The sequence below is a fragment of the Cobetia sp. UCD-24C genome, assembly GCF_001306765.1.
Lineage (GTDB): Bacteria > Pseudomonadota > Gammaproteobacteria > Pseudomonadales > Halomonadaceae > Cobetia > Cobetia amphilecti.
The window spans coordinates 19,547-46,023 of sequence record NZ_LJTD01000002.1; the positions used below are offsets into that span (position 1 = coordinate 19,547).

The 26,477-nt window shown below is 62.0% G+C and carries 21 protein-coding genes and 5 tRNA genes; 18 read left to right on the plus strand and 8 right to left on the minus strand.

From position 1 onward, the window contains the following. Nucleotides 1–95 precede the first annotated feature (95 nt). The 7 genes from mutY to AOG28_RS02445 all read left to right on the plus strand — a co-directional run bounded on the left by mutY (nt 96) and on the right by AOG28_RS02445 (nt 2,334). Nucleotides 96–1,268 carry an A/G-specific adenine glycosylase gene (gene mutY, locus AOG28_RS02415; RefSeq protein ID WP_082388166.1) on the plus strand — a complete coding sequence of 391 codons (1,173 nt, stop codon included), beginning with the start codon at nt 96–98 and terminating at the stop codon, nt 1,266–1,268. A 138-nt stretch (nt 1,269–1,406) separates the two neighbouring features. Next, on the plus strand, nt 1,407–1,718 hold the full coding sequence (locus AOG28_RS02420) for an oxidative damage protection protein (RefSeq protein WP_054555219.1): 312 nt from the start codon (nt 1,407–1,409) through the stop codon (nt 1,716–1,718). Between the two features lie 104 nt (nt 1,719–1,822). Continuing rightward, nucleotides 1,823–1,898, plus strand: a tRNA-Phe gene (locus AOG28_RS02425). Between the two features lie 5 nt (nt 1,899–1,903). Further along, nucleotides 1,904–1,978 (plus strand) — tRNA-Gln (locus tag AOG28_RS02430). A gap of 49 nt (nt 1,979–2,027) precedes the next feature. Further along, nucleotides 2,028–2,103 (plus strand) — tRNA-Thr (locus AOG28_RS02435). 77 nt (nt 2,104–2,180) lie between these two features. Beyond that, nucleotides 2,181–2,256 (plus strand) — tRNA-Phe (locus tag AOG28_RS02440). A gap of 3 nt (nt 2,257–2,259) precedes the next feature. Then, a tRNA-Gln gene (locus tag AOG28_RS02445) sits at nt 2,260–2,334 on the plus strand. 129 nt (nt 2,335–2,463) lie between these two features. On the opposite strand, the gene AOG28_RS02450 is transcribed toward AOG28_RS02445, so the two are convergent. The 4 genes from AOG28_RS02450 to AOG28_RS02465 form a co-directional block, all read right to left on the minus strand. After that, on the minus strand, nt 2,464–3,741 hold the full coding sequence (locus AOG28_RS02450) for a sigma-54 interaction domain-containing protein (protein WP_082388167.1): 1,278 nt from the start codon (nt 3,739–3,741) through the stop codon (nt 2,464–2,466). Between the two features lie 154 nt (nt 3,742–3,895). Next, nucleotides 3,896–4,279 (minus strand): hypothetical protein, encoded by a 384-nt coding sequence (locus AOG28_RS02455; RefSeq protein ID WP_054555221.1) that lies wholly within the window; start codon nt 4,277–4,279, stop codon nt 3,896–3,898. Nucleotides 4,280–4,395: 116 nt separating this feature from the next. After that, nucleotides 4,396–5,322 (minus strand): hypothetical protein, encoded by a 927-nt coding sequence (locus AOG28_RS18080; RefSeq protein WP_152965312.1) that lies wholly within the window; start codon nt 5,320–5,322, stop codon nt 4,396–4,398. 25 nt (nt 5,323–5,347) lie between these two features. Continuing rightward, nucleotides 5,348–6,262 (minus strand): CsgG/HfaB family protein, encoded by a 915-nt coding sequence (locus AOG28_RS02465; RefSeq protein ID WP_225996534.1) that lies wholly within the window; start codon nt 6,260–6,262, stop codon nt 5,348–5,350. Between the two features lie 589 nt (nt 6,263–6,851). Here AOG28_RS02465 and thpD point away from each other — a divergent pair. Both thpD and AOG28_RS02475 read left to right on the plus strand, forming a co-directional pair. Continuing rightward, nucleotides 6,852–7,958 (plus strand): ectoine hydroxylase, encoded by a 1,107-nt coding sequence (gene thpD / locus AOG28_RS02470; protein ID WP_318833289.1) that lies wholly within the window; start codon nt 6,852–6,854, stop codon nt 7,956–7,958. 208 nt (nt 7,959–8,166) lie between these two features. After that, entirely contained in the window at nt 8,167–8,901 is a 735-nt protein-coding gene (locus AOG28_RS02475; RefSeq protein WP_054555223.1) for a fumarylacetoacetate hydrolase family protein, read from the plus strand. Nucleotides 8,902–9,156: 255 nt separating this feature from the next. On the opposite strand, the gene speA is transcribed toward AOG28_RS02475, so the two are convergent. From speA to AOG28_RS02490, 3 genes are all read right to left on the minus strand, one after another. Continuing rightward, nucleotides 9,157–11,055, minus strand: a complete 1,899-nt coding sequence (speA, locus tag AOG28_RS02480) for a biosynthetic arginine decarboxylase (RefSeq protein WP_054555224.1) — start codon at nt 11,053–11,055, stop codon at nt 9,157–9,159. 176 nt (nt 11,056–11,231) lie between these two features. Then, nucleotides 11,232–12,194 (minus strand): homoserine kinase, encoded by a 963-nt coding sequence (locus AOG28_RS02485; RefSeq protein ID WP_054555225.1) that lies wholly within the window; start codon nt 12,192–12,194, stop codon nt 11,232–11,234. A 195-nt stretch (nt 12,195–12,389) separates the two neighbouring features. After that, entirely contained in the window at nt 12,390–12,719 is a 330-nt protein-coding gene (locus tag AOG28_RS02490; protein WP_082388170.1) for a DUF2782 domain-containing protein, read from the minus strand. A 357-nt stretch (nt 12,720–13,076) separates the two neighbouring features. Here AOG28_RS02490 and polA point away from each other — a divergent pair, with 357 nt between their 5' ends. Further along, the gene (polA, locus tag AOG28_RS02495) at nt 13,077–15,965 is read left to right on the plus strand and encodes a DNA polymerase I (RefSeq protein ID WP_054555226.1); all 2,889 of its coding nucleotides are present in this window, start codon (nt 13,077–13,079) and stop codon (nt 15,963–15,965) included. A gap of 90 nt (nt 15,966–16,055) precedes the next feature. On the opposite strand, the gene AOG28_RS18085 is transcribed toward polA, so the two are convergent. Further along, nucleotides 16,056–16,916, minus strand: a complete 861-nt coding sequence (locus AOG28_RS18085) for a hypothetical protein (protein ID WP_152965313.1) — start codon at nt 16,914–16,916, stop codon at nt 16,056–16,058. 376 nt (nt 16,917–17,292) lie between these two features. On the opposite strand from AOG28_RS18085, the gene AOG28_RS02500 reads away from it, so the two are divergent. The 8 genes from AOG28_RS02500 to AOG28_RS02535 all read left to right on the plus strand — a co-directional run bounded on the left by AOG28_RS02500 (nt 17,293) and on the right by AOG28_RS02535 (nt 26,474). Continuing rightward, nucleotides 17,293–18,858, plus strand: a complete 1,566-nt coding sequence (locus AOG28_RS02500; RefSeq protein WP_235506919.1) for a sigma-54 interaction domain-containing protein — start codon at nt 17,293–17,295, stop codon at nt 18,856–18,858. Nucleotides 18,859–19,309: 451 nt separating this feature from the next. Continuing rightward, the gene (locus tag AOG28_RS02505; RefSeq protein ID WP_082388171.1) at nt 19,310–20,446 is read left to right on the plus strand and encodes a TRAP transporter substrate-binding protein; all 1,137 of its coding nucleotides are present in this window, start codon (nt 19,310–19,312) and stop codon (nt 20,444–20,446) included. After that, a complete protein-coding gene (locus AOG28_RS02510) occupies nt 20,443–21,174 on the plus strand; it encodes a TRAP transporter small permease subunit (RefSeq protein ID WP_082388172.1) in 732 nt (243 codons plus the stop codon). The genes AOG28_RS02505 and AOG28_RS02510 overlap by 4 nt, the downstream gene beginning before the upstream one ends. Further along, nucleotides 21,164–22,513: a TRAP transporter large permease gene (locus AOG28_RS02515; RefSeq protein WP_054555227.1), complete on the plus strand. Its 1,350-nt coding sequence runs from the start codon at nt 21,164–21,166 to the stop codon at nt 22,511–22,513. Before AOG28_RS02510 ends, AOG28_RS02515 begins: the two co-directional genes overlap by 11 nt. Nucleotides 22,514–22,644: 131 nt before the next feature. Then, the gene (locus AOG28_RS02520; RefSeq protein WP_054555228.1) at nt 22,645–23,268 is read left to right on the plus strand and encodes a hypothetical protein; all 624 of its coding nucleotides are present in this window, start codon (nt 22,645–22,647) and stop codon (nt 23,266–23,268) included. Nucleotides 23,269–23,500: 232 nt separating this feature from the next. Next, nucleotides 23,501–24,655: a 2-trimethylaminoethylphosphonate dioxygenase gene (tmpA, locus tag AOG28_RS02525; protein WP_442854942.1), complete on the plus strand. Its 1,155-nt coding sequence runs from the start codon at nt 23,501–23,503 to the stop codon at nt 24,653–24,655. Beyond that, entirely contained in the window at nt 24,652–25,296 is a 645-nt protein-coding gene (locus AOG28_RS02530) for an HD domain-containing protein (protein ID WP_082388173.1), read from the plus strand. Before tmpA ends, AOG28_RS02530 begins: the two co-directional genes overlap by 4 nt. Nucleotides 25,297–25,499: 203 nt before the next feature. Then, complete coding sequence (locus tag AOG28_RS02535; protein ID WP_235506920.1) at nt 25,500–26,474, plus strand: ABC transporter substrate-binding protein; 975 nt, start codon at nt 25,500–25,502, stop codon at nt 26,472–26,474. Nucleotides 26,475–26,477 lie beyond the last annotated feature (3 nt).

Genomic DNA, 26,477 nt, shown 5'->3' on the forward strand with positions numbered 1-26,477 from the left:
GCAGCAAGACCGGCACGCCAGCTCCTCGGGGCTGGCGTGCTGCCGTTTGAGCCCAGGCCATGGCGTCAACCATGGCGCGAGCAGAGGAAGTTTTGATGGCGCGACCTGACACTGCTGCCACGCCAGACGTGACAGCTCCCGAGAGCCACGCCACACCCGGCCTCGAAGACATCGCCCTGAGCCCCGAGGCGTTTCAGGCGCGCGTGTTCGACTGGTTCGATGAGCATGGCCGCAAGCATCTGCCCTGGCAGGAGAACACCACGCCGTATCGCGTGTGGGTCTCGGAGATCATGCTCCAGCAGACCCAGGTCGCGACGGTGCTGCCGTACTACGCCCGCTTCATGGAGCGCTTCCCGGATGTCGCGGCGCTGGCGGCGGCGGATATCGACGACGTGCTGCACCTGTGGACGGGCCTTGGCTACTACGCGCGGGCGCGCAATCTGCACAAGGCCGCGCAGCAGGTCGTGAATGAGCACGACGGCGCCTTCCCGGTCGAGAGTGTCGAGGCACTGTCGGCCTTGCCGGGCATCGGGCGTTCGACCGCCGGGGCGATCATCAGTATCAGCACCGGACAGCGGGCGCCGATTCTCGATGGCAACGTCAAGCGCGTGTTGGCACGCCTGCATGCCGTGGAGGGCTGGCCGGGACGCCCGGCGGTGGAGCGCAAGCTGTGGACGCTGGCGGAGCGCTACACGCCGCAGGTGCGGCTGGCGGACTGGACCCAGGCGATGATGGATCTCGGGGCCACCCTGTGCACGCGCGGCAGCAAGCCGGATTGCGCGCGTTGCCCCTTCGAGGAGGTCTGCGTGGCGCATGCGCGTGGCGAAGAGAAGCGCTTCCCCGAGAGCAAGCCCAAGAAGGCCATTCCGACGCGTCAGACGCTGATGTTGCTGGTCAGCGATGCGGCGGGGAAGATCCTGCTGGAGCGCCGTCCACCGACGGGCATCTGGGGTGGTCTGTGGGCGCCGCCACTGGTCGAGGACCGCGAGGCTGCGCGGGAATGGGTCGCTCGCGAAGCCCGCGGCGCCCATCTGGAGGCGCCACTGGCAAGTTTCGAACATGTCTTCAGCCACTTCCGGCTGACCATCACGCCACAGCCGGTACAGCTGGGGGAGGCAGGGCTTGCGCCAGCTCAAGCGGCCGAGAGCGTCAACGAGTCAGCCGCCGACCGCCGCTTCGTCGACCCTGCCGCGCCGGACGCCGTGGGCCTGCCGGCGCCGGTCAAGGCGCTGCTGGCGCGCTGCACGGATGATCTGTTCGGCCTGTGAGGCCTTGCTGGCGTCGGCATCGGCCGCACGTCTGGGGCAAAGCGGCTCAAGCGTGCGAGAATGAGGCAACAGTAAAGGCGTCTGGCGAAGGCTCGGCGCTCATCCACACTGACATCCAGTTCTCTTACGGAGTTACCCATGCGCACCGTACATTGCCGCAAGTATGACCAGGACCTGCCGGGTCTCGATTTTCCGCCGCTGCCGGGCGAGAAGGGCCAGGATATCTGGGCCAACGTCTCGAAGCAGGCATGGGAAGAGTGGCAGGCGCTGCAGACGCGTCTGATCAACGAGAAACATCTCAACATGATGGATGCCGACAGCCGTCGCTATCTGATGGAGCAGATGGATCGCTTCTTCAACAACCAGGAGACGGACCAGGCCGAAGGTTTCGTGCCGACGGACGCCGCCGCCAAGGGTGAATCGCAGGGCGGACAGGGCTACGAAGTCTGAGTGGACGGCGAGGACGGCGGAAGGCGAATTACGACGCCAAATTCTTGATAAGCAAGGGTTGACGTCGGGAAAGGTTTTCTATTTAATACGTCCTCGTTGGCAAGGGCCAGATAGCTCAGTTGGTAGAGCAGGGGATTGAAAATCCCCGTGTCGGCGGTTCGATTCCGTCTCTGGCCACCAAGTGTTGGGGTATAGCCAAGTGGTAAGGCACCGGTTTTTGGTATCGGCATTCCCAGGTTCGAGTCCTGGTACCCCAGCCAGCTGACATGCAGTAACGTAGTAAGAAGACTCATATCATGAGTTCTTTGTGCCGGCTTAGCTCAGTTGGTAGAGCAACTGACTTGTAATCAGTAGGTCGAGGGTTCGACTCCTTTAGCCGGCACCATCTTCAGGCTTCTGTAGATGAGCGAAGAACACACGATATAGAGGTCGCCTTGGCGGCTTTTTTTGTGTCTTCAGGTTGGCCAGATAGCTCAGTTGGTAGAGCAGGGGATTGAAAATCCCCGTGTCGGCGGTTCGATTCCGTCTCTGGCCACCAAATTGGGGTATAGCCAAGTGGTAAGGCACCGGTTTTTGGTATCGGCATTCCCAGGTTCGAGTCCTGGTACCCCAGCCAATTCTGGCTAGCTGATGAAGTCGCAGGATGAATTCGGCAGCCAACAGAAAAGCCACCCTTCGGGGTGGCTTTTCTGCGTCTGGAGTAAAGGTCTGGAGGGCGACGGGCACGCCTCGGCCGGCGCTCATCTCAGTGCGAGGTGGGCTCGTCCGGGTGCATCGCCAGCCAGCTCAGGCGCTTGCGATAGATGGTAGAGGGGGCGATCTCCAGTATCGCCGCAGCGCGGGGGATACTGCCATCACAGGCGCTGATGACGCTCTCGATCGCTTCGCGTTCGACCATCCACAACGGGCGCAACGTGGTCTCGCCGTCCTCCGGCGCGTTGTGGCTGACCGACGTGCGATGCGCCGTGCTGGAGGGCAGGTCCAGCATGTCGGCCGTCAGCACCTCACCATCATTGAGGATGATGGCGCGCCGCAGCGTGTTTTCCAGCTCTCGCACGTTGCCGGGCCAGTCATGGGCCAGCAGCTGACGCTCGGCGCACGCACTGAGTCGTGTGAAGCGCTTGCCTTCGTGGCCTGCCATGCGCCCCAACAGTCCGGTGGCGATCTCCAGGATATCCTGACCGCGCTCGCGCAGCGGCGGCACCTTCAGCGGGATGACGTGCAGACGATAGAAGAGGTCTTCCCGGAAGCGGTGAGTATCGACCAGTACCCGCGGGTTCTGATGCGTGGCGCACACGATGCGGCAATTGACCTCTACCGTGCGCGTGGCACCCACCGGCATTACCTGTCCTGTCTGCAGGAAGCGCAGCAGCTTGCTCTGCAAGGGTAATGGCAGCTCCGCGATCTCATCGAGAAACAGCGTCCCCCCATCTGCCGCCACGGCGAGCCCCTGCTGGGCGCTCACGGCCCCCGTGAAAGCCCCGCGCACATGTCCGAACAATTGCGACTCCAGCAGCTCTGCCGGAATGGCGGCACAATTGACGGCGATGAACGGGCCGTCACGTACCGGGCTATGGCGGTGAATGGCAGTGGCACACAATTCCTTGCCGCTGCCGCTTTCGCCGGTGATGAAGATGGGAGCGTCCGAGTGGGCGACCTGGATGAGAGTGCGATAGAGCGTCTGCATGGCCGATGAGTCTCCGATAAACTCCCCAAAACCGCGAGGTCGCTTTACCGGTAGTTCCCTTACCCGCGAGGTAGTGGAGATATCGTCAGCCAGATTCAATGCAGTAGCCGATGATGCAGCCTGATGAGCTTTCAGTGCGGTCATGAGTGTTGTTCCCTTGCTGCTGGTCTTTCTGCATTGCCTGCGCTTCGTGCGAGCGGGCTGCGAAAGAATAATTGTCGGGCTGCTTCTGGTGACAGCCTCACCGGAGAGTCTGGATTCTCCAGCGTTGAGTGTTCGTCTTGGGGGTTTATCGAGTACCCATATAGAGGTTAATGACTTGTGCGAGATGATCATGGCGGCTTTTAGTGCGTTTTTTCCGCTCCCCCTGAGTGGCAGACTTCTCAGTCTCGACGCTTGCCTGGCTGACCAACTCTCTACTCACGCTGAAAGGGTGAGTTCTGGTATCTGACGGTCTGTCTTCCCACGGATGACTGTCCCGAGCAGTGCATCACTGGGCGTCTTCCTCTTCATCTCCGTTGTTGTGGGTGATGGTGAAGTCAGTCGATGATGTCTGAGAACTGCCATCCGCAGACTGATCCGCCGTGCCATCGATGGTGCCGGTGGAACCATCACTCAGCGTCTGTTCGATCTGTTGCCAGTTGCCGATCGAGGTGCTGCTGCCGGTATTGAGGGTGTATTCCCCGATATTGGTATCGGACCCTTCCCCCAGGCTGCCGGCCTTCTTGCTCTCGTAGAGAATCAGGGCGGATTCTGCGCTACGTGCCGGAAAGTCGTAGGGGAAGGGCCCCATCAACGAGTTGGCGCTGGCAGTCGTGGTCAGCAGGCACCCCGCGCTGACGACCCCCAGGCTGAGACGTGTAAAAGCATTCATGTCTTGCTCCTTTCGCTCTGTGAAAGATGCAGTGTCTGATGCGTGAGACTTCTGATGTCGGCAGGTACTGAAACACACGCGGGTCGCCCCGCGTGTGTTGGTTGCCTGCTGAGGATTTACGGAGTAACGGGGCCGACGCTGATGGACATGTTGTTGCCCACAGAGGTGGCCGCGTTGTTGATGAGAGGCCCACTGAAGCTATTGGCTGCAGGTAGGTCAAGCGCTACAGACTTCACAGTTGCCGTGGAATAGATATTGGCAAAGCTGAACTGAGTGTTATCAGCAATCAGGACAGAATCGACTGTTTCGATTTGCGGTGGTTGCGGGTGATGCCTATTTGAAGAAGTATCAACTTCTACATCATCACCGCTGGTAGTATCGAGTGTTGCTGACAGGTTATTTCCGACGGAAGTGGCTGAGTTGTCAACAGAGAGGTTGAGAATATTACTGACCTGTGCCAACGAAGAGATATTTGCAGGCTCTAGTTCTACACTCGAACCGCCATGGTGGCCTCTGCGACTGATCAGGTCATCATCGCCAATGTCAGTGCCAGTGAGAACCTGGGCATTGTGAAGGTTGATCATAGCATCAGCTTCTATGGAAGCATTATTCCCTATAGAGGCAGCTACGTTCTCAAGCTCGCCCAACTTGGCCACACTAAATTCCGCGTTAGGATAGCTGATAATAACTTCCACATCTGGGTTGCTATGGTGGCCCCCGCCATGATGGCCGCCACCCCTTCTGTTATTACTGTCAGGATAGACTACCTCTATTTCTGGGTCACCCAACATAGTTGTGCCATATGTGACGTTGTTGACAGTAGCAGTGGATGAGACATCCCCCACTTGTGTCTGTAGGCTTTCCACCATCACCAGGCCACCTGGATCTTGGAATCCTGGGTCGTAATCTACATCGATGTTGACATCCGTTGTAACAACGCCGCCCCAATACCAATTTACTGTTCCGAAGGCGTGGGCCTGGCTTGCCATCATCATGCCGCTTGCGAGACCGATGGCGACTGCGAGCTTATTATAGGTAGTCATTGTCATGTTCCTCATGAATGTTGACTTATTGTGCTGCGCTGGATGCTGCCGGTACTTCTGATGCGGGTGTTGCTTGCAACGGTGTTGCGACTGCTTCATTGCCACTTGCTGCATTGCTGCTGGTATTGGCTGCGGCCACTTGCTGCGTGTTGCTATCGTCGTCTGCAACATGCTGGCCCGGGTGAAGCGCGCATTCCTGTCCCGCAGGTACAGGAAGCCCCAAGCCTTCAGTCAGAAGCTGATACGCGCCCATCTCCACGACTGATCTCACCCCCAGCTGCAGTGGTTCATTGCGCACTGCGCCGGAATCAAACTCGATCAACTGATTGCCGAAGAAGCGGTAGATGCCGGCTTCGACTTCGTAACCCACCACCTGCTTCTGCAGGCTGGTGACATAGACGGTGCGGAAGGTGCGGATATCGACCATGCGCAGGTCCAGGCCGACGTTGATGACTGCAGTGCGCAGTCCGGCCCCGATTCCGCTGACGAACAGGCGGGCACCGCCGCTTGAAATGTTGTAATTGAGCTCTGTCAGTGCACCGAGAACCACGAAATGCGAAGGAAGTACCGCGAGGTTTCGGGGGGTATAAGCCAATGCCTTCTGCTCGAAAAGTTGCTGCTCTGCCAGCGGGACTCGCACATCGAGACGCTCGGTAAGATGTACCTTGCGAGTCTTGTAGAGGGCACTTATCAGCATCTCGGATACGCCCTGGGTCACGGCAGCGCTCTCTGTCACGGTGGAGTAGCTGCGTTGACCGGTCTTGTCCGTCACCTGACCCACTGCAATCACAGGCAGGTTGGTGGCACCTTGCACCCGGCTGAGTGATACGAGGCATTCGCTATATGGGGTGTTGTTTGAGGTGACTGGTGGCCCTACGACCGGTTCGACATTGTCGAATTTCGGTTCGACAGCTGCGCAGCCCCCCAGCACTGTGGCCATGCAAGCGGCCATGCATATCCGTGGCTTAAACATGCTGGAAGTTCCCCTGGTGTGACGCATGATCCTGCGCCGTTATTTTTTCTCTGATATGTCTCTATCAGTTGTTCTGCCGTGTTTTCTAAGGGGCATGAAGCGTGCCAAACAATTTCACAATATTTCACAGACACTTACGCATTAATGCGCAATGTTGCGTGCGATGCGTTTTGCAAATGGCGAAGCGAAGTGAGGGGAAATACCACGGGCGTGGTGCCAGTGATGAGTCGCTGATTAAGCCGCTTGTCTCACGGAAGATGAGAGTTCGTGGCAACAGGATGAGTCGGGACTGGCGAGAGGGGATGACTGAAGGAATTTGTCATCCGCGAGGCACAGGCAGCCTCATGTTTTCTTGAGAAGGGTGATGGCGGGTGTGGTGTGAGATTGGATGGTCTTTTAACGATCTTGTGGATCAGATCTCTATGCTTATTTCATGAATCTCGGGGTTGAAGTCTGTTGTATGGCCCATAGGTGGGACAGTGCGGGCAAGCCGCATGCTAGAACGCCAGATTCCACTTTCCTCAATGCAAGACATTGATGCCTTAAGGAGAGCATGATGACAGCTTCACGCCATATGACCTCGTACAACGCCACTTCTGCTCTTTCATCCAAGCAACGCCAACATGAGCAGACCGATGGTGGCAACGTCAGCGCCGCTGCAGAAGCCTCCAATCAGCAGCTGGACGCCCGTCAGACCAATGCCGACCGTGATCAGGCGCCGGAAGCCTATCTCGACAAGTCGGGCAGCGACCGAGGCTCCGATCACTCGAGAGACGCCTATCCGACGCGCCTGAGCCAGCCGCCGGAGCATCTGTGGCAGAAGCGCCGCGAGCCCGTCGTGCATTCGCGTGCCGATGAGGGGCCGTTGGGCGCCGAGCAGCTCAAGCGTTTCAAGAGTGACGGCTTCCTGTTCGAGCCGGAATTCCTGGCGCCGGAGGAAGTCGAGGCGCTGAAGACCGAGCTGGCAGCGCTGCTCGACAACGAAGAGTGGCAGGGGCGTGATTTCACCATCACCGAGCCCAAGAGCCGCGAGATTCGTTCCATCTTCGCCGTGCACTTCCTGTCCGAGCGCTTCCGCCAACTGGCAGAAGACCCGCGCCTGGTCGATCGCGCGCGCCAGATCCTGGGGGGCGATGTCTATCTCCACCAGTCGCGCATCAACTACAAGCCGGGCTTCGAGGGCAAGGGCTTCAACTGGCACTCGGACTTCGAGACCTGGCACGCCGAGGATGGCATGCCGGAGATGCGCGCGGTCAGCGCCTCGATCATCCTGACCGACAATCACCACTTCAATGGTCCGCTGATGCTGATCCCCGGCTCGCATGAAGTCTTCGTGCATTGCCTGGGCGAGACGCCGGATGACAACCACAAGTCATCCCTGCAGACCCAGAAGGTCGGTGTGCCCTCGCGTGAAGCACTGAGCGAGCTGATCGCCGAACGTGGTATCGAAGCGCCGACCGGCGCCGCCGGTGGCCTGTTGATGTTCGACTGCAATACGCTGCATGGCTCCAACGCCAACATGTCGCCGGACCCGCGCAGCAACGCCTTCTTCGTCTACAACCGTGTCGACAACGCGATGCAGGCACCCTTTGCCGCCGCGCGTCCGCGCCCGGAATTTCTGGCGCACCGTCTCGACGGCGGCTGGGACGAACTTGAAGACTGAGCTTGAAAACTGAAGTTGAAGACCGAGCTTGAAAGCTGCGCTTTGAAGACGGAAGTGGACTGAACTGCACAACGCCGGGTTGCGCTCAGGCGGCGAAATCTCGGACGTTGGTGTGGTAGTGGCAGGCTGTCGGGGCGACGTATCATTGCGATATCTCTCATTGATCGTCTCTCATTGATCCTCCATCACGCCCCGACAGGAGTTCTGCATGCCGCTTGCTCAGCGTTTCACCCCGCGTTTCAGCGATGGTCGCGTCTTCGCTCATGACCTCGGCAAGGTGGTCTGTGTCGGCCGCAATTACGCCGCCCATGCCGCGGAGCTCGGCAATGAAGTGCCCAGCGAGCCGCTGTTGTTCATCAAGCCCGCCACCAGTGTGACGCCGATGGACAAGCCATTGGCGATCTCGCGGCGTCGCGGCCAGTACCACTATGAGGCCGAGCTGGCGCTGCTGATCGGCAAGCCGCTGTGTGAAGCCAGCGAAGCAGAGGCGCTGGAAGCACTGGCCGGCATGGGCCTGGCACTGGACCTGACCCTGCGTGAGCGCCAGAGCAAGCTCAAGGCCAAGGGCCAGCCGTGGGAGCTGGCCAAGGCCTTCGATGGCAGCTGTCCGTTGTCTTCCTTCGTGGCGCTGGAAGGACCGCGTTGGTGCGATGCCGATGGCGAGCTGCACAGCGTGGATTTCCAGGCGCTGCACTATCGCTTCGCCATCGACGGCGAGCAGCGCCAGCAGGCGGATACCAGCCTGATGCTGTTCCCCGTCGCGCGCCTGCTCAGTGAGATCAGCCACAGCTTCACCCTGCTGCCCGGCGATGTGGTGCTGACCGGCACGCCGGAAGGCGTCGGCGAGCTGAATCCGGATCAGGCGCTGGCACTGTCGCTGGATGCCCCGGATGGCAGCGGCGAGCTGTTGCGCATCGAGACGCGCACGCGCGGCGTGGCATGACGTCTGGGGCTGAGACAGCCTTGAGTGAGTAGACAGCAGCCCTAAGCGAGTAGACAGCAGCGCTGAGCGAGTTGAAAACAGCCCTGAGCGGGTTGAAAACAGCTCTGAGCGGGTTAAAACAGAAAAGCCCCTGCCGGGTCACCGGCAGGGGCTTTTGCTGTCTGGACTTTAGCTTTTGCTATCCGGGCCAATCCTTCCGAACCTGATCCTTCCAAACTCGGTTCATTGAGCCAGGGCCCGAGCCTCGGCAGTGTCTCAGCTCTCCAGGTAGGTATAGCCGTCGAGACCGGCCTTCAGGTCTTCGAGCAGGTCTGCCTGTTCCAGCGCATTCAGGTTGGATGACTTGAGCTGACGCGCGAGGCGTGCGGCCAGCTGCTCCGGGTCGAAGTTCACGTAACGCAGCACCTGCGCCACGCTATCACCCTGAATCGCATGAGAAAGCTGCCACTGGCCATCATCGTCGAGGCTGGCATCTACGGAATCGGTATCGCCGAACAGGTTGTGCAGGTCGCCGAGGATTTCCTGATAGGCGCCGACCATGAAGAAGCCGAGCAGCTTCTCTTCATCGGCATGCCATTCCGGCAGCGGCAGGGTGGCGTCCAGGCCCTGATCATCCACATAGGTGTCGATGCGGCCATCGCTGTCGCAGGTGATGTCCTGAATCACGCCACGCCGGGTCGGCGCGCGGTCGAGACCGGTCAGCGGCAGGATCGGGAAGATCTGCTCGATGCCCCAGATGTCCGGCAGCGACTGGAACAGCGAGAAGTTGACGAACAGCTTGTCGGCCAGCTTCTCGTTGAGCTCATCGAGCACCGCGCGGTGCGAACGCTGACGCGCATCGAGACGCCCGGCCAGGCTGCGACACACGTTGGTGTAGATGGCTTCGGCCTCGGCGCGGATGGCGATGCTGGCCAGCCCCATCACGAAGCGCTCCTGCACCTGATGCTGGGCATGCACCACGGCGTGGTAGATCTCCACCAGCTCACGCGGCTCCAGCTGTCCTTCCAGTCGTGCAGCCTGCGCCCACAGCGCGGCGATCTGGGCATCGTCCTCGCGGCGTGCGGGCAGCGGCAGATTCACGCGCTCCTCGCCGATCACGTCCGTCACCAGCACCGCATGATGAGCGGTCAGGGCGCGGCCGGATTCGGAGATGATGTGTGGATGCGGCAGGTCATGGGCATCACAGACGGCGTGGAAGGCGCCGACCACGTAGTCGGCGTATTCGCGCATCGAGTAGTTGAGCGAGCAGGCGCTTTCCGAGCGCGTGCCTTCGTAGTCCACGCCCAGGCCGCCGCCGACATCGACGATTTCCACGCCGGCGCCAGCTTCGTGCAGGCCCTGATAGAAGCGCGCGCACTCGGCCAGACCGCGCTGGATATCGCTGATGTCCGCGATCTGGGAGCCAAGATGGAAGTGGACCAGCTTGAGGCAGTCCAGCGCATCCACCTCGCGCAGACGCTCGACCAGGGCGACGATCTGGCTGGCGGTCAGGCCGAACTTGGACTTCTCGCCGCCGGTGTTCTGCCAGTTGCCCTTGCCGATGGTGGCCAGGCGCGCGCGCAGCCCGATGCGCGGACGCACGCCCAGGCGCTGTGCCTCTTCCAGCACCAGTTCAAGCTCGCTGGCCTTCTCGACCACCAGATGCACGCGGTGGCCGAGCTTCTCGCCCATCAGCGCCAGACGCACGTATTCGCGGTCCTTGTAGCCATTGCAGACGATCACCGACGGGCCGCTGTCCGACAGCGCCAGCACGGCGAGCAGTTCCGGCTTGCTGCCGGCTTCCAGCCCGACACGTCCGCGTGAGCGCTCGCTGGTCGCCAGCAGTTCCTCGACCACGCGACGCTGCTGATTGACCTTGATCGGGTAGACGGCGGTGTAGCTGGCGCCATAGCCGCGCGAGCTGATGGCGGCATCGAAGGCGGCGCACAGCTGCTCGACGCGGTCATGCAGGATATCGGCGAAGCGAACCAGCAGCGGCAGGCGCAGGCCCTGGGCGCGCGCCTTGTCGATCAGCGAGATCAGCGGCAGCGCAGGCGTGCCCGGCTCGCCATGCGGGCGCACCAGTGTCAGGCCATCCTGGCCCACGTCGAAATAGCCGCTGCCCCACTGGTCGATGTTGTAGGTGCGGCGTGCTTCGGCTGCAAAGGAGGTCATCGCGGTCTCCGGAGATGGACGGCGTGAAGGCAAGCCCGGCGGTGCTCAACAGGTGTGGGCAGCGTCGGAGAAGACAATGACGCCCGCAGGAATGCGGGCGCTCAGAGGGCGCATTATGCCTGCTGGGGGCCAGCAGGCAATTGCTTTGACGACTCGGTCAGTACGGAAGGTACCGATCAGGCCGGTTGCGTGGCCTCGGGCAGCGGCAGAGCGCCTTCCTCGATACGCCGACCCAGCAGCTGGCGGTACTGTGCCGGGTCCTTCGGCGTCAGGCTGTGGGCGGGCGGGTCCACGTAGACCACCAGCAGGCGTGACAGCCAATAGCGCAGCGCGGTCATGCGCAGCATGCTCGGCCACAGGCGGCGTTCGTCGGCGTTCATCGGGCGCTCGGCCAGATAGGCACTGAGCAGGGCGTCATAACGCGCCTGGTCCAGACGGCCATCATCATTGGAGCACCAGTCATTGACCAGAATCGACAGATCGAAGATCAGGTCGCCGGTGCAGCCGTTGTAGAAGTCGATGATGCCGCCGAGACGATCGCCGTCGAACAGGGTGTTGTCGCGGAACAGGTCACCGTGCAGCGCGCCCTGCGGCAGCTCGACACCGCTGAAGACGTCTTCGCAGACATCGATCTCGTCGGCCATCAGCGCCTGGTCTTCCGGGCTCAGATACGCCAGCACCTTGTGGTGCATCGGCTTGATCCAGTGCAGGTCGCGGGTGTTGGGGCGGTGGCCGGTGAAATGCTGCGAGACGGCATGCATGCGCCCCAGCGCCGCGCCGATCTCGCGGCACTGGGCCACGTTGGGCGAGACAGGCCAGTTGCCCGGCATACGCGGGAACAGCAGCGCCGGCTTGCCTGCCAGCACCTTGAGCGCCTGGCCGTCGCGGTCGTGCAGCGGACCCGGCACCGGCAGCTGGTGGCTGGCGAGGAAGTCGAGCAGCTCGACGAAGAAGGGCAGTTCCGCATGCTCGCCCTGCTCGAACAGGGTCAGCACCATCTCGCGGCGATCGGTGGTGACGAAGAAGGTCGAGTTCTCGGTGCCGTGCGCGACATCCTCAAGCGATGTCAGCGTGCCTGCGTCGTACTCTGCCAGAAATTCTGCGACCTGAGCGTCGCTCAGGGGGGTAAAGACTGCCATGGGTGACTCTTCTCGCCGAAATGTGTCCGCCCCGCCAGTGGCGCGCCGCCGGAGCGAAACGGCGGCAATGCGCTGACAGGAGTTGTTGTAGGTATGCAGGAAGGATGCCGCCACGCCCGGGGGCAAGAGATGTGCCGCGGGCGTGACGCCTGTCGCTGCTGGCTCAGCTGTCGCGTGAACCAGATGCCGAGCTTATCACTTTTTCAGTGCCCAGCCGGGCACCTTGAGCTGGCTGGCACTGGTGACGCTGGACTTGATGAAGTTGCCGTTGCCGTCACTGTCGAGCAGGAAGAAGGGCGCGCCGCCCTTGGGGATGATCTCGATGGCATACAGATGGCCATTGACGCGGTATTCGCGTAGCTGGCGGTCATCCTGCTGACGGCTGGTGATCTGCGGCTTGGGGGCCTCGCTCTCGGCGACGGCCAGCGGCGCACTCAGGGCGGTGACGGCCAGCAGCAGCCCGGTGGCCAGCAGCGTGGGCAGGCGCAGCAGGGAATGCGGAGCAATGGAAGCAGTCGAGCGCATGACAATCCTCCTTTACACAAGCGCAGCCTGTATCAGGTTCCGCGTGCAAAAGTTCTGTGAGCAAGGGGTCTGCGAGCAGGGTGTCTACACGCAAGAACCCGGTGCGTACCCGTGCAGAAGACAAGCGAATCGGCGCTGGCCTGAAACCTTGCCTGATGGGCGCAGTTTACGTCCCTTGCCGGCAGTGTGCACGACTTCCCGCCATCAATGCCGGGCGCAGAAGACACACGCGCCGAGGGTGGCGACTGTGCCTCGCCGCAGCCCTTGCGTATCATGACAGCCATAGCTGCCGAGAGGTTTTCGGCCCCGACTCTGCTTGCCCCAAGCTCACCCTTCAGCCTACGGATGCGACTGCTCATGGCCGCCACGCCGATCGTTCTCGTCGATGGATCTTCCTATCTCTATCGTGCCTTTCATGCTCTGCCGCCGCTGACCACCTCCAAGGGCCTGCCCACCGGCGCGGTGAAGGGCGTGATCAACATGCTCAAGAGCCTGATCCGCCAGTACCCGGACAGCCCCATGGCGGTGGTCTTCGATGCCAAGGGCAAGACCTTCCGCGACGACATGTACCCGGAGTACAAGGCCCAGCGTCCGCCGATGCCGGATGACCTGCGCCTGCAGGTCGAGCCGCTGCATGCCTGCGTGCGTGCCCTTGGCCTGCCCCTGCTGTGCGTGGAAGGCGTCGAGGCCGATGACGTCATCGGCACCCTGGCGCGCATGGCGACCGAAGCCGGGCGTGACGCCGTCATCTCCACCGGCGACAAGGACATGGCCCAGCTGGTGAACGAGCACATCACCCTGGTCAACACCATGAAGAACGAGACGCTGGACGTGGACGGCGTCACCGAGAAGTTCGGCATTCCGCCGAACCTGATCATCGACTTCCTCGCGCTGATGGGCGACAAGGTCGACAACATTCCCGGCGTGCCGGGCGTGGGCGAGAAGACCGCGCTGGGCCTGCTGCAGGGCATGGAAGGCGGCCTCGACACCATCTACGGCGATCTCGATCGCATCAAGACGCTCAGCTTCCGTGGCGCCAAGACCCTGGCCAAGAAGATGGAAGCGCATCGCGAAGATGCCTACCTCTCCTATCGCCTCGCCACCATCAAGCTGGACTGCGAGCTGGAATATGGCCTGGATGACCTCGCGATCGCCGCGCCGGACACCGCCGCGCTGGTCGAGCTCTACCGCGAGATGGAATTCCGCGCCTGGCTGAAGGAGCTGCTGGAAGGCGGCGACATGGCGGCTACCCCGCATGCCGACGAGAAGGACAGCGGAGTCGCCGGCAGTGACCTGTTCGGTGACAGCATCGCGCCGGTCGCTGAAAAGGCCTCAGGCAAGGGCAAGACCGCCGCTGCGCCAACGCCTGATCTGGAAGCGGCGGAAGAGGGCGACGAGATGCCCGATGCGCTGCCGCCGCGTGAGGAGCGCAACTACCGCGCCATCACCGAGCAGGCCGAGCTGGACGCGTGGCTCGAGCGCGTGCGCAACGCCACCTCGCTGTGCTTCGATCTCGAGACCACCAGCCTCAACTACATGGAAGCCGAGATCGTCGGTATCGGCATGGCGCTGGAAGTCGGCGAGGCCGTCTACATTCCCGTCGCCCACAGCTATCTGGATGCCCCCGCGCAGCTGGAGCGCCAGGCCGTGCTGGAAGCGCTGACGCCGATTCTGGCCAATACCGCCATCACCAAGATCGGCCAGAACCTCAAGTACGACATCGAGGTGCTGGCGCGCTACGACATCGCGGTGGCCGGCCCGCTGGCCGACACCATGCTGATGTCCTATGTGCTCAATTCCACCGCGACCCGTCACGACATGGACTCGCTGGCGCTCAAGTATCTGGGCGAGAGCACCATCAGCTTCACCGACATCGCCGGCAAGGGCGCCAAGCAACTGACGTTTGACCAGATCGCGCTGGAAGAGGCGATGCCCTACGCCTGCGAGGATGTCGATATCACCCTGCGCCTCGCCGCGCTGCTGATGCCGCGCATCGAGAAACTGGGACGTCTGGGCGAGGTGCTGCGTGATTACGAATACCCGCTGATTCCGGTGCTGGCGCGCATCGAGCGCAACGGCGTCGCGATTGACCCCGAGCGCCTTCACGCCCAGACCCGTGAGCTGACCGAGCAGATCCACGACATCGAGAAGCAGGCCTTTGAGCTGGCGGGTCGCGAGTTCAACCTCTCTTCCCCCAAGCAGCTGGGCGAGATCCTCTTCGAGGAGCAGAAGCTGCCGGTCAAGAAGAAGACCCCCAAGGGCGCGCCGTCCACCGCTGAAGCGGTGCTTGAGGAGCTGGCGCTGGACTACCCGCTGCCCAAGCTGATCATGCGCCATCGCGGCATGACCAAGCTCAAGAGCACCTACACCGACAAGTTGCCGCAGCTGGTCAACCCGACCACGCGTCGCCTGCACACCAGCTACCATCAGGCCGTCACCGCCACGGGGCGTCTGTCGTCGTCTGATCCGAACCTGCAGAACATCCCGGTGCGTAGCGACGAGGGCCGTCGTATTCGTCAGGCCTTCATTGCACGCCCCGGCTATCGCATCGTCGCGGCGGATTACTCGCAGATCGAGCTGCGCATCATGGCGCACCTCTCCGGTGACAAGGGGCTGCTCTCGGCCTTCGCCGACAACCGTGACGTGCACGCCGCCACCGCCGCGGAAGTCTTCGGCACCGAGGAATCGCGTGTCAGCAGTGACCAGCGTCGCAGCGCCAAGGCCATCAACTTCGGCTTGATCTACGGCATGTCCGCCTGGGGTCTCTCGCGCCAGCTGGATATCGAACCCGGCCAGGCCAAGACTTACATCGAGCGCTACTTCGAGCGTTATCCGGGCGTCGCCACCTACATGGAAGACACGCGTCAGCTCGCCGCCGAGCAGGGCTACGTCGAGACCATCTTCGGCCGTCGTCTCTACCTGCCGGAAATCGGCTCGCGCAATCACGCGCGTCGCAGCGCCGCCGAGCGCACCGCCATCAACGCCCCGATGCAAGGCAGCGCCGCCGACATCATCAAGCGCGCCATGATCGACGTAGACGCCTGGCTGGCGGGCAGCGACGGTGCCGACAGATACGACGCCATGATGGTCATGCAGGTACACGATGAACTCGTCTTCGAAGTCGCCGAAGCGCAGGTCGAAGACTTCATGAAAGACGTCGCGCAGCGCATGCAGAATGCCGCCTCCCTCGATGTTCCGCTGCTCGTCGAAGTCGAGCAAGGCGACAACTGGGAAGAAGCGCATTAACGCGATGCACCATTAAAGCAAACATCAAAACCCCGCTTCGGCGGGGTTTTGATGAGCGGCTGTCTTATGTGAAATTTCTGTTTGTTGGAGCTAATGAAGCTTGATACATATCTTGGATACGCTCTCTACTGCATATTCTGTATTGTTTTCTATTTTTAGCTCAAAGTGAGGTGTTGATGGTAGCTCTATATTTTTCTTTCTTGCTTCGTTCCTGATGTTTTCGATGTTATTAATGATGTGAGCTTGGTTCTGGTTTAGCCATGCTTCGTACTGATCGGCTTGTCTTACCACGTCGATACTTATTCCCGATGATGCGAAACCGCCCCCGATTGCACCATAGATAGCCCCATCTTCAACCTCTACGAAAGTGTTTATTTTTTTCTGCCTAAAAGTCTTGATATCTGAGTCAGTTATAGGCTGTGTCAATCTTATCAAACCATTTATTTGGAACTGCTTTATACTATCAGGCCAGTTTTTATGTAGCACTCTAATCATGTCTTGTTCTGCCCAGGCGCCATGGGTTAAGACGTTAATAAAATAAGCATTTTCGTCATCAAATCTACAAAACAATAAAGGATTGCCATGTTCAACAAATCCATCGCGCCCAATGGTTTTACCAAGATGTAAGTGATGAATTCCCCAGTGATTAAGTAAGGCATCATTGTAATTGGGTTTTTTGATTCTTTTGCTTAAATATGGTAGCAGGTTCTGGCCTGACGTAATGGCTTCTTCAACTCCTTTCAGACCACTAGTCATTTCATCAGGGCAATAGAAGTTGTCGTGCTTAAGGATTCTTCGAGCTTTTTGTGGTATTAGCCTTTTTTCTAGATTTAAATAGATGCGGCTTATATTTTCATCGCTATGATCGCTAATGCTATATCCGAAATCAGATAATCTATTGCGAAGAATATTAATCCAATCTTGATAAAGACTTATATTTATATTTTCCATGTATCTCTTTCTATACAGAGGATGTTGGATAGGATAGCTTATAGCACATTCTCTTGGATATGTACTGTAGAACTCGTGGTGATATTCCATAAATCTATAGGAATCGTGCAGTTACAGTGTGGTATGCCGAGTCTTAATTCCAAGAGCTATGGAGGATGTATCGATGAATCGTTATTCGCCTAGCTTTTATTGATAACAGTACTACGACCACTGGCTACGTTGATCCTTGGCGGCGGTAGGCCGATGCTGTGGGGGGGGTCCGGTTTTCCGGACGCTGGCTGCGCGATGGCGCGGCCCATAACAATCAGATCCGGCGGGTGTTGGTGGCAGCATGACGGCTACCCACGATGACCGGACACGCCAAGGGAGAGCGGTGATGGCTCAGCAGATGCCTGTGTCAGGTGCGGTGGTCGGGGAGAAGATGGCTGCCCCGCTGCGTGATGATCTACCTGCTACCTCGATTCATCTGGAGCGGGCGCGCCGCGAATTGCTGCGTGCCGCGATGGATGCGGTGGAGGAGTGGGTCGTGGTGGTGGATGCCCAGGGCGGTATCCAGTTTCTGAATGCGCCCTATGCCGAGTTTCTTGGCGTCGAGGCCAGCGAGGTGCTGGGTCGCGATGTCAGCGAGGTGATCGAGAACACCCGCATGCACGAGGTGCTGGAGAGCGGACGCGCAGAGCTTGCCCAGCTGCAGTTGATTCGTGGCCACCACATGATTGCCCACCGTTATCCCATCTACCGCGATGGCGAGCTGATCGGCGCCATCGGCTCGGTGCTCTACCACGACACCTGGGAATGGCGGCAGGTGAATGCTCAGGTTCAGGCGCTGGAAGCGGAGGTGGACTACTACCGCCAGGCGCTGGAAACCCCCACCGGCGCGCGCTGGCAGCTGAGTGACATCATCGGCGATTCGCCGGCCATGCGGGAGCTGGCCTGCAAGGTGCGCAAGATCGCCCCCGGCGGTGCCTCGGTGTTGATCCGTGGCGAGTCCGGCACCGGCAAGGAGCTCTATGCCCATGCGCTGCACCGCAGCTCGGCGCGTGCCAAGGGCCCCTTCATCAAGCTCAACTGTGCGGCGATTCCCGAAGCGCTGCTGGAAGCGGAGCTGTTCGGCTATGAAGAAGGCGCCTTCACCGGCGCCAAGCGTGGCGGCAAGCCCGGCAAGTTCCAGCTTGCGGATGGCGGCACGCTGTTTCTCGATGAGGTTGGCGACATGCCGCTGGCGATGCAGGCCAAGCTGCTGCGCGTACTGCAGGACCGCGAGGTCGAGGCGGTCGGTGCGACTCGTCTGGTCAGCGTCGATGTGCGTGTCATCGCCGCGACTCACCGCCCGTTGGAAGCGCTGGTCGAGAGCGGCGAATTCCGCGAAGACCTCTTCTACCGCATCAACGTGGTGCCCCTGAAAGTGCCGCCACTGCGCGAGCGCCGCGACGACCTGCCGACCCTGGCCACGCATCTGCTGTCACGTCTGGCGCGACGCAGTGGTCGCCGCCCGCCGATTCTCTCCGAAGCCGCCCTCGAACGCCTGTGCGCCCACCACTGGCCCGGCAATGTGCGCGAGCTGGAAAACGTGCTCGAAGCTGCCTTCTATCTGGGCGGCAGCCATATCCAACCGACCGATCTGCCGGATGCCATCGGCGCCCGGCATGGCGATGCGCGGCATGGCGATGCCCGGCATAGCGATGCGCGGCACGCCGCTACCCATCAAAGCGACTTGTCCACACCCGCTTCAGCGCCCGAGTCGTCCACAACCGCCCGGGAGTTGCACACTACGCCGGTCACGCTGCGTGAGGCGATGGCCCAGGCGGAGCGCCAATTGATCGAGAACGCGCTGCGCGCCGCCGAGGGCAATCGCACCCGCGCCGCTCGGCAGCTCGGCATCGCCAAGTCCTCGCTCTATGAGAAGCTCAACCGGCATGGCCTGCTGGCTGAAACGCCCTGATCGACCGGCATTTCACCTCCCCGCCACCAACGAGTGGCCAAAGCGTCCGGAATCTCGGTCAGTGGCCGGAATTCCGGACGCTTTGCGTTTCTCGCCAGCCCACGGCCTGCATACCCGCATGGGGTCTGCATTCCTCTATCGGCATATTCGACTGGAGTCGTAGACAGAATTCATGACCGCGCGCGACCTTGGTCGCAGCCTTGGCGGCCTGAGTGTCCGGCTTTCCGGACGCTGTCGCGAGCCGATACTGCCGCGCAGGGCGCGGTGAGTCGGCTCGCGCGGGCCTTCCCCTCGTAGCTCTCTGAAATCATTGACGTTGTTATGGCGTGGTCAGCCGCTTGCGTTGTCATCGGGTAAGTTGACGTAAGCGTCATCTTGCAACGTGGCTCATGTCCAGCAAGCCACAAGCCGTACGACCAGCGAGCACAACAACAAATCAGGGAGCCGCACCATGTCGCAACACGCCACGCCGTATCAATCGACGCCGACCCGCCGCCTGCGCCTCGGAGCTGCCATTGCGGCGGCCGTGGCCACCACCACCTTGATGGCCGCCGCGCCAGCCCAGGCGGAAGGGCCGAAACAGCTCGACGTCGCCAGTACCTTCTCGACCAAGAACTTCCTCGGTGCCGGTGCCGTGCGCCTGTCCGAGGAACTCAAGAGCGCGACCGGCGGCGAAGTCGGCCTGCGCGTGCACGAGCCGGGGGACCTGGTACCGGCCTTCGAAGTCTTCAACTCCGTGTCTTCCGGTGCCATCCAGGCCGGTTGGGACTGGATGGGCTACTGGGCCGGCACGGTGCCGATCACCAACCTCTACGGCGCACTGCCGTTCGGCCCGAGCCCGGAAGCCTTCATGTCCTGGATGTGGGCCGGTGAGGGTACCGAGCTTGTGCAGGCCGCCTACGACCCCTACGGCGTGAAGGTGCTGCCGTGCTTCATCTCGCCGCAGGAAACCGGCGGCTGGTACAACAAGGAAATCAACTCGCCGGAGGACTTCAAGGGCCTGTCGATGCGCATCTCCGGCCTTGGCGCCAAGGTGCTCAACAAGCTGGGCGCCTCGACTCAGCTGGTGCCGGGCAGCGAGATCTACCTCGCGCTGGAGCGTGGCCGTGTCGATGCCACCGAGTTCTCGGTGCCGCAGGTCGATCAGGCGATGGGCTTCAATGAAGTCGCCAAGTATTACTACTTCCCGGGTTGGCACCAGAGCGCCAGCTGGTTCTCGCTGCTGATCAACCAGCAGGTATGGGACAGCTACAGCGATGAGCGCAAGGCACAGTTCCAGACTGCCTGCCGCGCGACCCTGCAGTGGGCGATGGCCGAAGCGCCGCCGGCTCAGGTGCGTGCGATCCACGAGCTCGAGGAGAAGGGTGTCGAGGTCAAGCGCTTCCCGGAGCCGGTGATGACCGCGCTGCAGGAAGCCTGGGGTGAAGTGCTTGCCGAAGAGAAGCAGACCAACCCTGACTTCGCCAAGGCCTACGATTCGCTGATGAAGCACGCCGCACTGATCGACGAATGGTACGAGCTGCAGGCCATGCCGCAGCCGATGGCCATGAAGCAGGCAGACAACGCTGACGAGGGTAGCGCCCAATGACCGACCCCCGCCTTGCGCCCTGGCGGGCACAGGGCGGGGCGGTGTGTGACGCCCTGGGTCGACCGCTGGTCGGCCTGGGGCTGTGGGTGGGTCGCCTGACCAGCTGGTTGGGTCTGGCGATCATCCTGGCCGTGCTCACCACCGTCACGCTCAACGCCCTGGGCATCAATGAAATCGCCAACTGGGGGTCGCCCGACGTGCTGCTGTTCGGCACCGCGATCACCATCAATTCCGTCACCGAGTTGCAGTGGCACCTGTTCGGTCTGCTGACGCTCTTCGGTGGCACCTACGCCCTGCACAGCGATACGCATGTGCGGGTCGACCTGTTCTATCAGCGCCTCTCGCCGCGCGGACGCGCCGTGGTCGATATCCTCGGCCACATCATCATGCTGATTCCCTTCTGCCTGCTGATCGCCTGGCTGTCCAAGCACTTCGTCACCATGTCCTACATGTCCGGCGAGAAATCCAACTATGGCGGCCTGGTGGACCGTTACCTGATCAAGGCGATGCTGCCGACGGGGCTGGTGTTCCTCGCCCTCGGTGCGCTGGGTCAGATCTTCGAGAATCTGGCCTGCCTGTTCGACCCGGCGCGCACCCCCGAGCGCCTGAAAGACCACGAGATTGCCAGTCTGGCCGGCCTTGCGGATCAGCAGAACGCTGCGCAAGCGACCACCGACGCCACGGCACCCCAGAATCATGCAGACGGGAGCCATGACAATGCTCGCTGAATACGCCTTGCCCATCACCATGGTGGTGGCACTTCTGATCGGTATCTTCTCCGGCTACCCGGTGGCCTTTCTGCTCGGCGGGCTGGGCATCCTGTTCGCGTTCATCGGCGACATCCCGCTGCCGTTCCTCGGCACCGTCGGCTCGCGCATCTTCGGTGGCGTGATCGAGAACTGGCTGCTGATCGCGATTCCGCTGTTCGTGTTCATGGGGCTGATGCTGGAAAGCTCCGGCGTGGCGCGCAATCTGCTGATGACACTGCAGCGGCTGTTCGGTCGCGTGCATGGCGGTCTGGCCGTCTCCGTGGCATTGCTGGGCGTGGTGATGGCCGCCAGTACCGGCATCATCGGTGCCTCGGTGGTCATGCTGGGGCTGCTGGCGCTGCCGGTGATGCTGGGGCAGGGCTACAAGGCCGAGATGGCCTGTGGGGTCATCGCGGCCTCCGGCACCCTGGGCATCCTGATTCCGCCCTCGATCATGCTGGTGCTGATGGGCTCCATCCTGCAGATCTCGGTGGGGGCGCTGTTCAAGGCGGCGCTGATTCCGGGGCTGATGCTCGGCGCGCTCTACGTCGCCTATCTGCTGATCACCGCCAAGCTGCGCCCGGACTGGGCACCGCTGCCGGACCAGTCGCTGCTCGGCACCGACAAGACACCGCTGCCGCTGGCGCTGCTGCGGGATCTGCTCGGCCCGATGGTGCTGATCGTCGCGGTGCTGGGGTCGATCATGACCGGTATCGCCACGCCCACCGAGGCCGCGGCCATCGGCGCGGGTGGCAGTCTGCTGCTGGCGCTGGTGATGGGCGGCCTGTCCTTCTCCACCCTGCGCAACACGCTGCGCGATACCTCGCGGACCAGCGCGATGATCCTGTTCGTCGTCATCGGCGCGACCTGCTTCTCGGTGGTCTTCAAGCGCCTCGGCGGTGACTACCTGATCGAGGATGTCATCACCGGTACCGGCCTTGGCCCTTACGGCCTGCTGTTGCTGCTGATGGGGCTGATCTTCGTGCTCGGCTTCTTCCTCGAGTGGATCGAGATCAGCTTCGTGGTGCTGCCGCTGGTGGCGCCGGTGGTCGAGGCGCTGGACTTCGGGCTCGGGCTTTCCGGCCAGGGGCTGCTGGTATGGTTCGCGATTCTGGTCGCCATCAACCTGCAGACGAGTTTCCTGACGCCCCCCTTCGGCTACGCATTGTTCTATCTCAAGGGCATCACCGCCGGGCAGGTCTCCATCGGCACCATCTATCGCTCGATTCTGCCCTTCGTTGGCCTGCAGCTGGCGGGGTTGATCCTGTGCATGCTGTTCCCCGCGCTGGTGCTGTGGTTGCCGGGGCTGATGCCCTGACCCACGCCACTCCGGACATCACAGGGAGGTGATGTCTGGGTAAACAGAGAGCTGAGCAGAGAGCTGAGCAGCGCTATACGGCATGAGGCACGCAGGGGCGACCCTTCGGGGGTTCTATCAGGGAGAATGAGATGCTGCCACGACGCAGGGTATTGATCGCGGGGCAGGGGGAGTGGCTGGAGGCCATGGCGCGCACCTTCCTGGAAGATGGCGCCATCATCGCCCTGATGGGCACCGCGCCGGCGGACCTCGAACGCGTGCTGGATGCACTGGGCGGCGAGCAGTCGGACCGCTTCGGCCAGGTGGTCGGCGAGGGCTGCTTCGAGACATTGGTGGCGCGTCTCGGGCGCCTCGACGTGCTGGTCTGCATGCCGCCTCAGGCCATGGCCGGGCAGTCGCTGGAAGCCTGCCTGGTCGCGCAGGTTGCCGGCCCCGGCGCCTTGCTCAAGGCGGCCTGTGCGCGCATGTTGCGCCACGGCGGACGCCTGCTGGCCGTGGCACCACCGCTGCCTTCGCAGCCGTCCTCGTCGCTGTCCTCGCAGCTATCCTCTCAGGAGCATCACGGCACTGCCATGGCACAGGCGGCGCTGAGTGAGTTGATCCAGCGGCTGGCATCACGCGCGCCGGACAAGGTACGCGCCAATCTGCTGTGCCCCGAGGGCAGCCGACCGGACGCCGTGGCGGAATGCGCGCGCTTTCTGGCCGGTGGCGCCGGGCGCTCCCTCAATGGTCAGGTGCTGCACCTGAGCGACTGACCTCCCGACAGACGTTTCACAACACAAGCGGCCGTGGCATTGCCACGGCCGCTTGTCGTCGTCTGCTGGTCTGACATATGGCCAATTTGATCAAATATACGTCCAATTATATCAATCCGCTCTGGCTGAAGTGATTAAGGTAGAAGGAGACTCAGCGTCGCACCAGCATCCGCGAGCAGGTACCTGTCCAGTAAGACAACAGTGCCGCTCCCTCAGCCGTGGAGATCATCGAGTGCCCAGCAGCCCGCATTCCGTCAGCCTGAAAGACCATGGACAACAACTGCATCTGAGCCACGCCGAGGGCGATCTGACCCTCGAGGCGCTCTGGCTGCGTGAGCGGAGTCCCGATGAAACGACGCTCGATTCCCTCACCGGTCAGCGCCTGATCGAGGCGGCGGACCTGCCGCTGGACCTGAGCCTGACTCAGGCGCAGCTGGATGGCGATACGCTGTCACTGGCCTTCAGTGACGGCCATGCGGCGAGCTTCTCGTTGGCGGCCCTGCTGGCGGAGTGTCAGCCGTGTGAGGCCTATCAGGGCATGACCTTCTGGCAGGGGAATCTCGCCCAGCTGCCCGAGGCCGACTTCGCGGCGGCGCTGGAGGATGACGCGGCCTTGCTGGACATGCTCGAGCAGCTGCAGCGCTTCGGCTTCGTGCGGGTCAGCGGCGTGCCGGACACGGAGGACGGCATGCAGGGGCTGATCCACCGTATCGGGCCGCTGCGGCGCACCAACTGGGGTGGCATCGCCGACGTGAAATCCGTCGCCAATGCCTATGACCTCACCATGACCCAGCGCGGGCTGGAGCCGCATACCGACAATCCCTACCGCGACCCGATTCCGGGCTACATCTGGCTGCACTGTCTGCGCAACGCGGCCCAGGGCGGCGACAGCATGCTGGTGGATGGCTTCAGCGCGGCGGAGCACCTGCGCCGTGAAGACCCCGAGGCCTTCGCCTGCCTGACAGACGTCAGCCCCGGTTTCCGTTATCACGACGCCACCACGCGCCTGGAAAGCGAAGGCCCGCTGATCGAGCTGGATAGCCGTGGTCAGGTCGCCCGGGTACGTTTCTCCAACCGCACCGAGCGGGTGCCGGCGCTGCCCGGCGCGACGCTGCGTCGCTACTACGCTGCCCGCCAGGCGTTCTATCGCCTGATCTCCGGTGACGACTTCACGCTGCACCTCAAGCTGGCGCCGGGCCAGATGCTGATCATGGACAACTACCGGCTGTTCCATGGTCGCAGCGCCTTCCAGCTGGAGGGCGGCATCCGTCATATGCGCCAGGGCTATGTGGATCGTGACTCCACCGCCAGCCGCCGTCTGCTGCTGGCCGATCAGCTCGCCGGTCAGCGCGACGGTCAGTTCGCCAATGAGGAGACCAGCGCATGAGCGAACAGGCCCGCTTCCGCAGTTTCGAGGAAAGCACGCATGCCGAGTGGGCGCTGATCGATGCGCGCTTCCGGGAATATCAGTCTGATGCCTGCCGGCGTGTGCTTGAACATCTGGGGCGTCTCAAGGGCGATCACCACGGCTATCCGGTCGATCGCTACGAACACTGCCTGCAGACCGCCACCCGCGCGCTGCGCGCCGGTGCCGATGAGGAGATGGTGGTCTGCGCGCTGCTGCATGACATCGGCGATGACCTGGCACCGGCCAATCATGCCGAGATCGCCGCCGGTATCCTCGAGCCGTTCATCGACCCGCTGAACACCTGGATGATTCGTCATCACGAGCTGTTCCAGGGCTATCACTACCGCGAATTCTTCGGTCAGGACCGCCACGCCCGCGAGGCACATGCCGGGCATCCCGCCTATGAGCGCACCGTGCGCTTCTGTGACGAGTGGGACCAGACCAGCTTCGACCCCGAATACGACACCCTGCCGCTCGAGCATTTCATCCCGATGCTGGAGCGGGTGATGGCGCGTGCGCCCTTCGGCGGCTTGCCGGATCTGGTGCCGGAGCCAGAACTTGAGGCAGAAATGGAGCCAGAACTTGAGAAGGGCCTGGCCAGGCAGGCCAGTGCTCGCTGAAGACGCACTCCTCTGGAGGGTAAAGCTCCAACAAATCAATTGCTTGCGGCGAATTCAGCGACGCACCAGGGCGGAGAAGACACAAGCGCCGACAACGACAGCGCCGTGAGCGACGGACACGCACGACGACCGCCATATACGAAGCCTTTCAGCCCCGACAACAACAAGGCCCGGCGCGACCGGAACCGACAAGGAAAGACACGATGACCACCACCCCGTACCCCCTGACATGTACGATGAAGCACGGCGCCCGCCGTGGCCTGCTTGCCCTCGCGACCCTGCTGCTCGGCACGGCTAGCCTGGCAGCCTCGGCCCAGGACAAGGATGACGAGCTGACGCTGATCGTGCCGCCGTGGCCCGGCGTCACCGTCAAGAGCGAGATCGTCGCCCAGATCCTCGCCCCGCTGGGCTACGACGTGGAGCGACAGGAAGTCAGCTCCACCGTCGGCTACAACACCCTGACCACCGGCGACAGCGACGCCTTCCTCGCTGGCTGGCTGCCTGCCCAGAAAGACAGTTACGACGCGGCCATGGCCGCCGGTGCGATCACCGATCTCGGCAACAACGTCACCGGCGCCCGCATGGGCTTCGCGGTGCCGGGCTATGTCTACGAGGCCGGCATCCACAGCGCCGCGGATCTTGCCGCCCACGCCGAGCAATTCGACGAGACCGTCTACTCCATCGAAAGCGGCTCCACCGTCAGCGACATGCTCAATGGCGCCATCGACAATGATGTCTATGGCCTGGGCGATTGGGATGCGATGGAGTCCTCGACGCCAGGCATGCTCAGCGAGGTACGTGCCGCCCAGCGCGAGCAACGCTGGATCGCCTTCTACGGCTGGACACCGCACTGGATGGTGCCGGAATTCGACACCCATATCCTGGAGGATCCGGAGTCGGTGTTCGGCCCCGACAATGGCGCCAGTGACGTCAAGACCGTCGTGCGTACCGCCTACGCCGAAGCCAATCCCAACCTCGCTCGCTTCCTCGATCAGCTGGTCTTCAGCTCCGAAGAGCAGAGCGGCTTCATCCTCGACTACAGCCTGAAGGAGCGTGACCTCGATGAGGTGGCGCACGACTGGCTGGCCGCCAATCCGGACCGGCTGGCGGAATTTCTCGCCGACGTGACCACGCGCGATGGCGAGGATGCCCTGGCCGCCGTGAAGGCCAGCCTGTGAGGC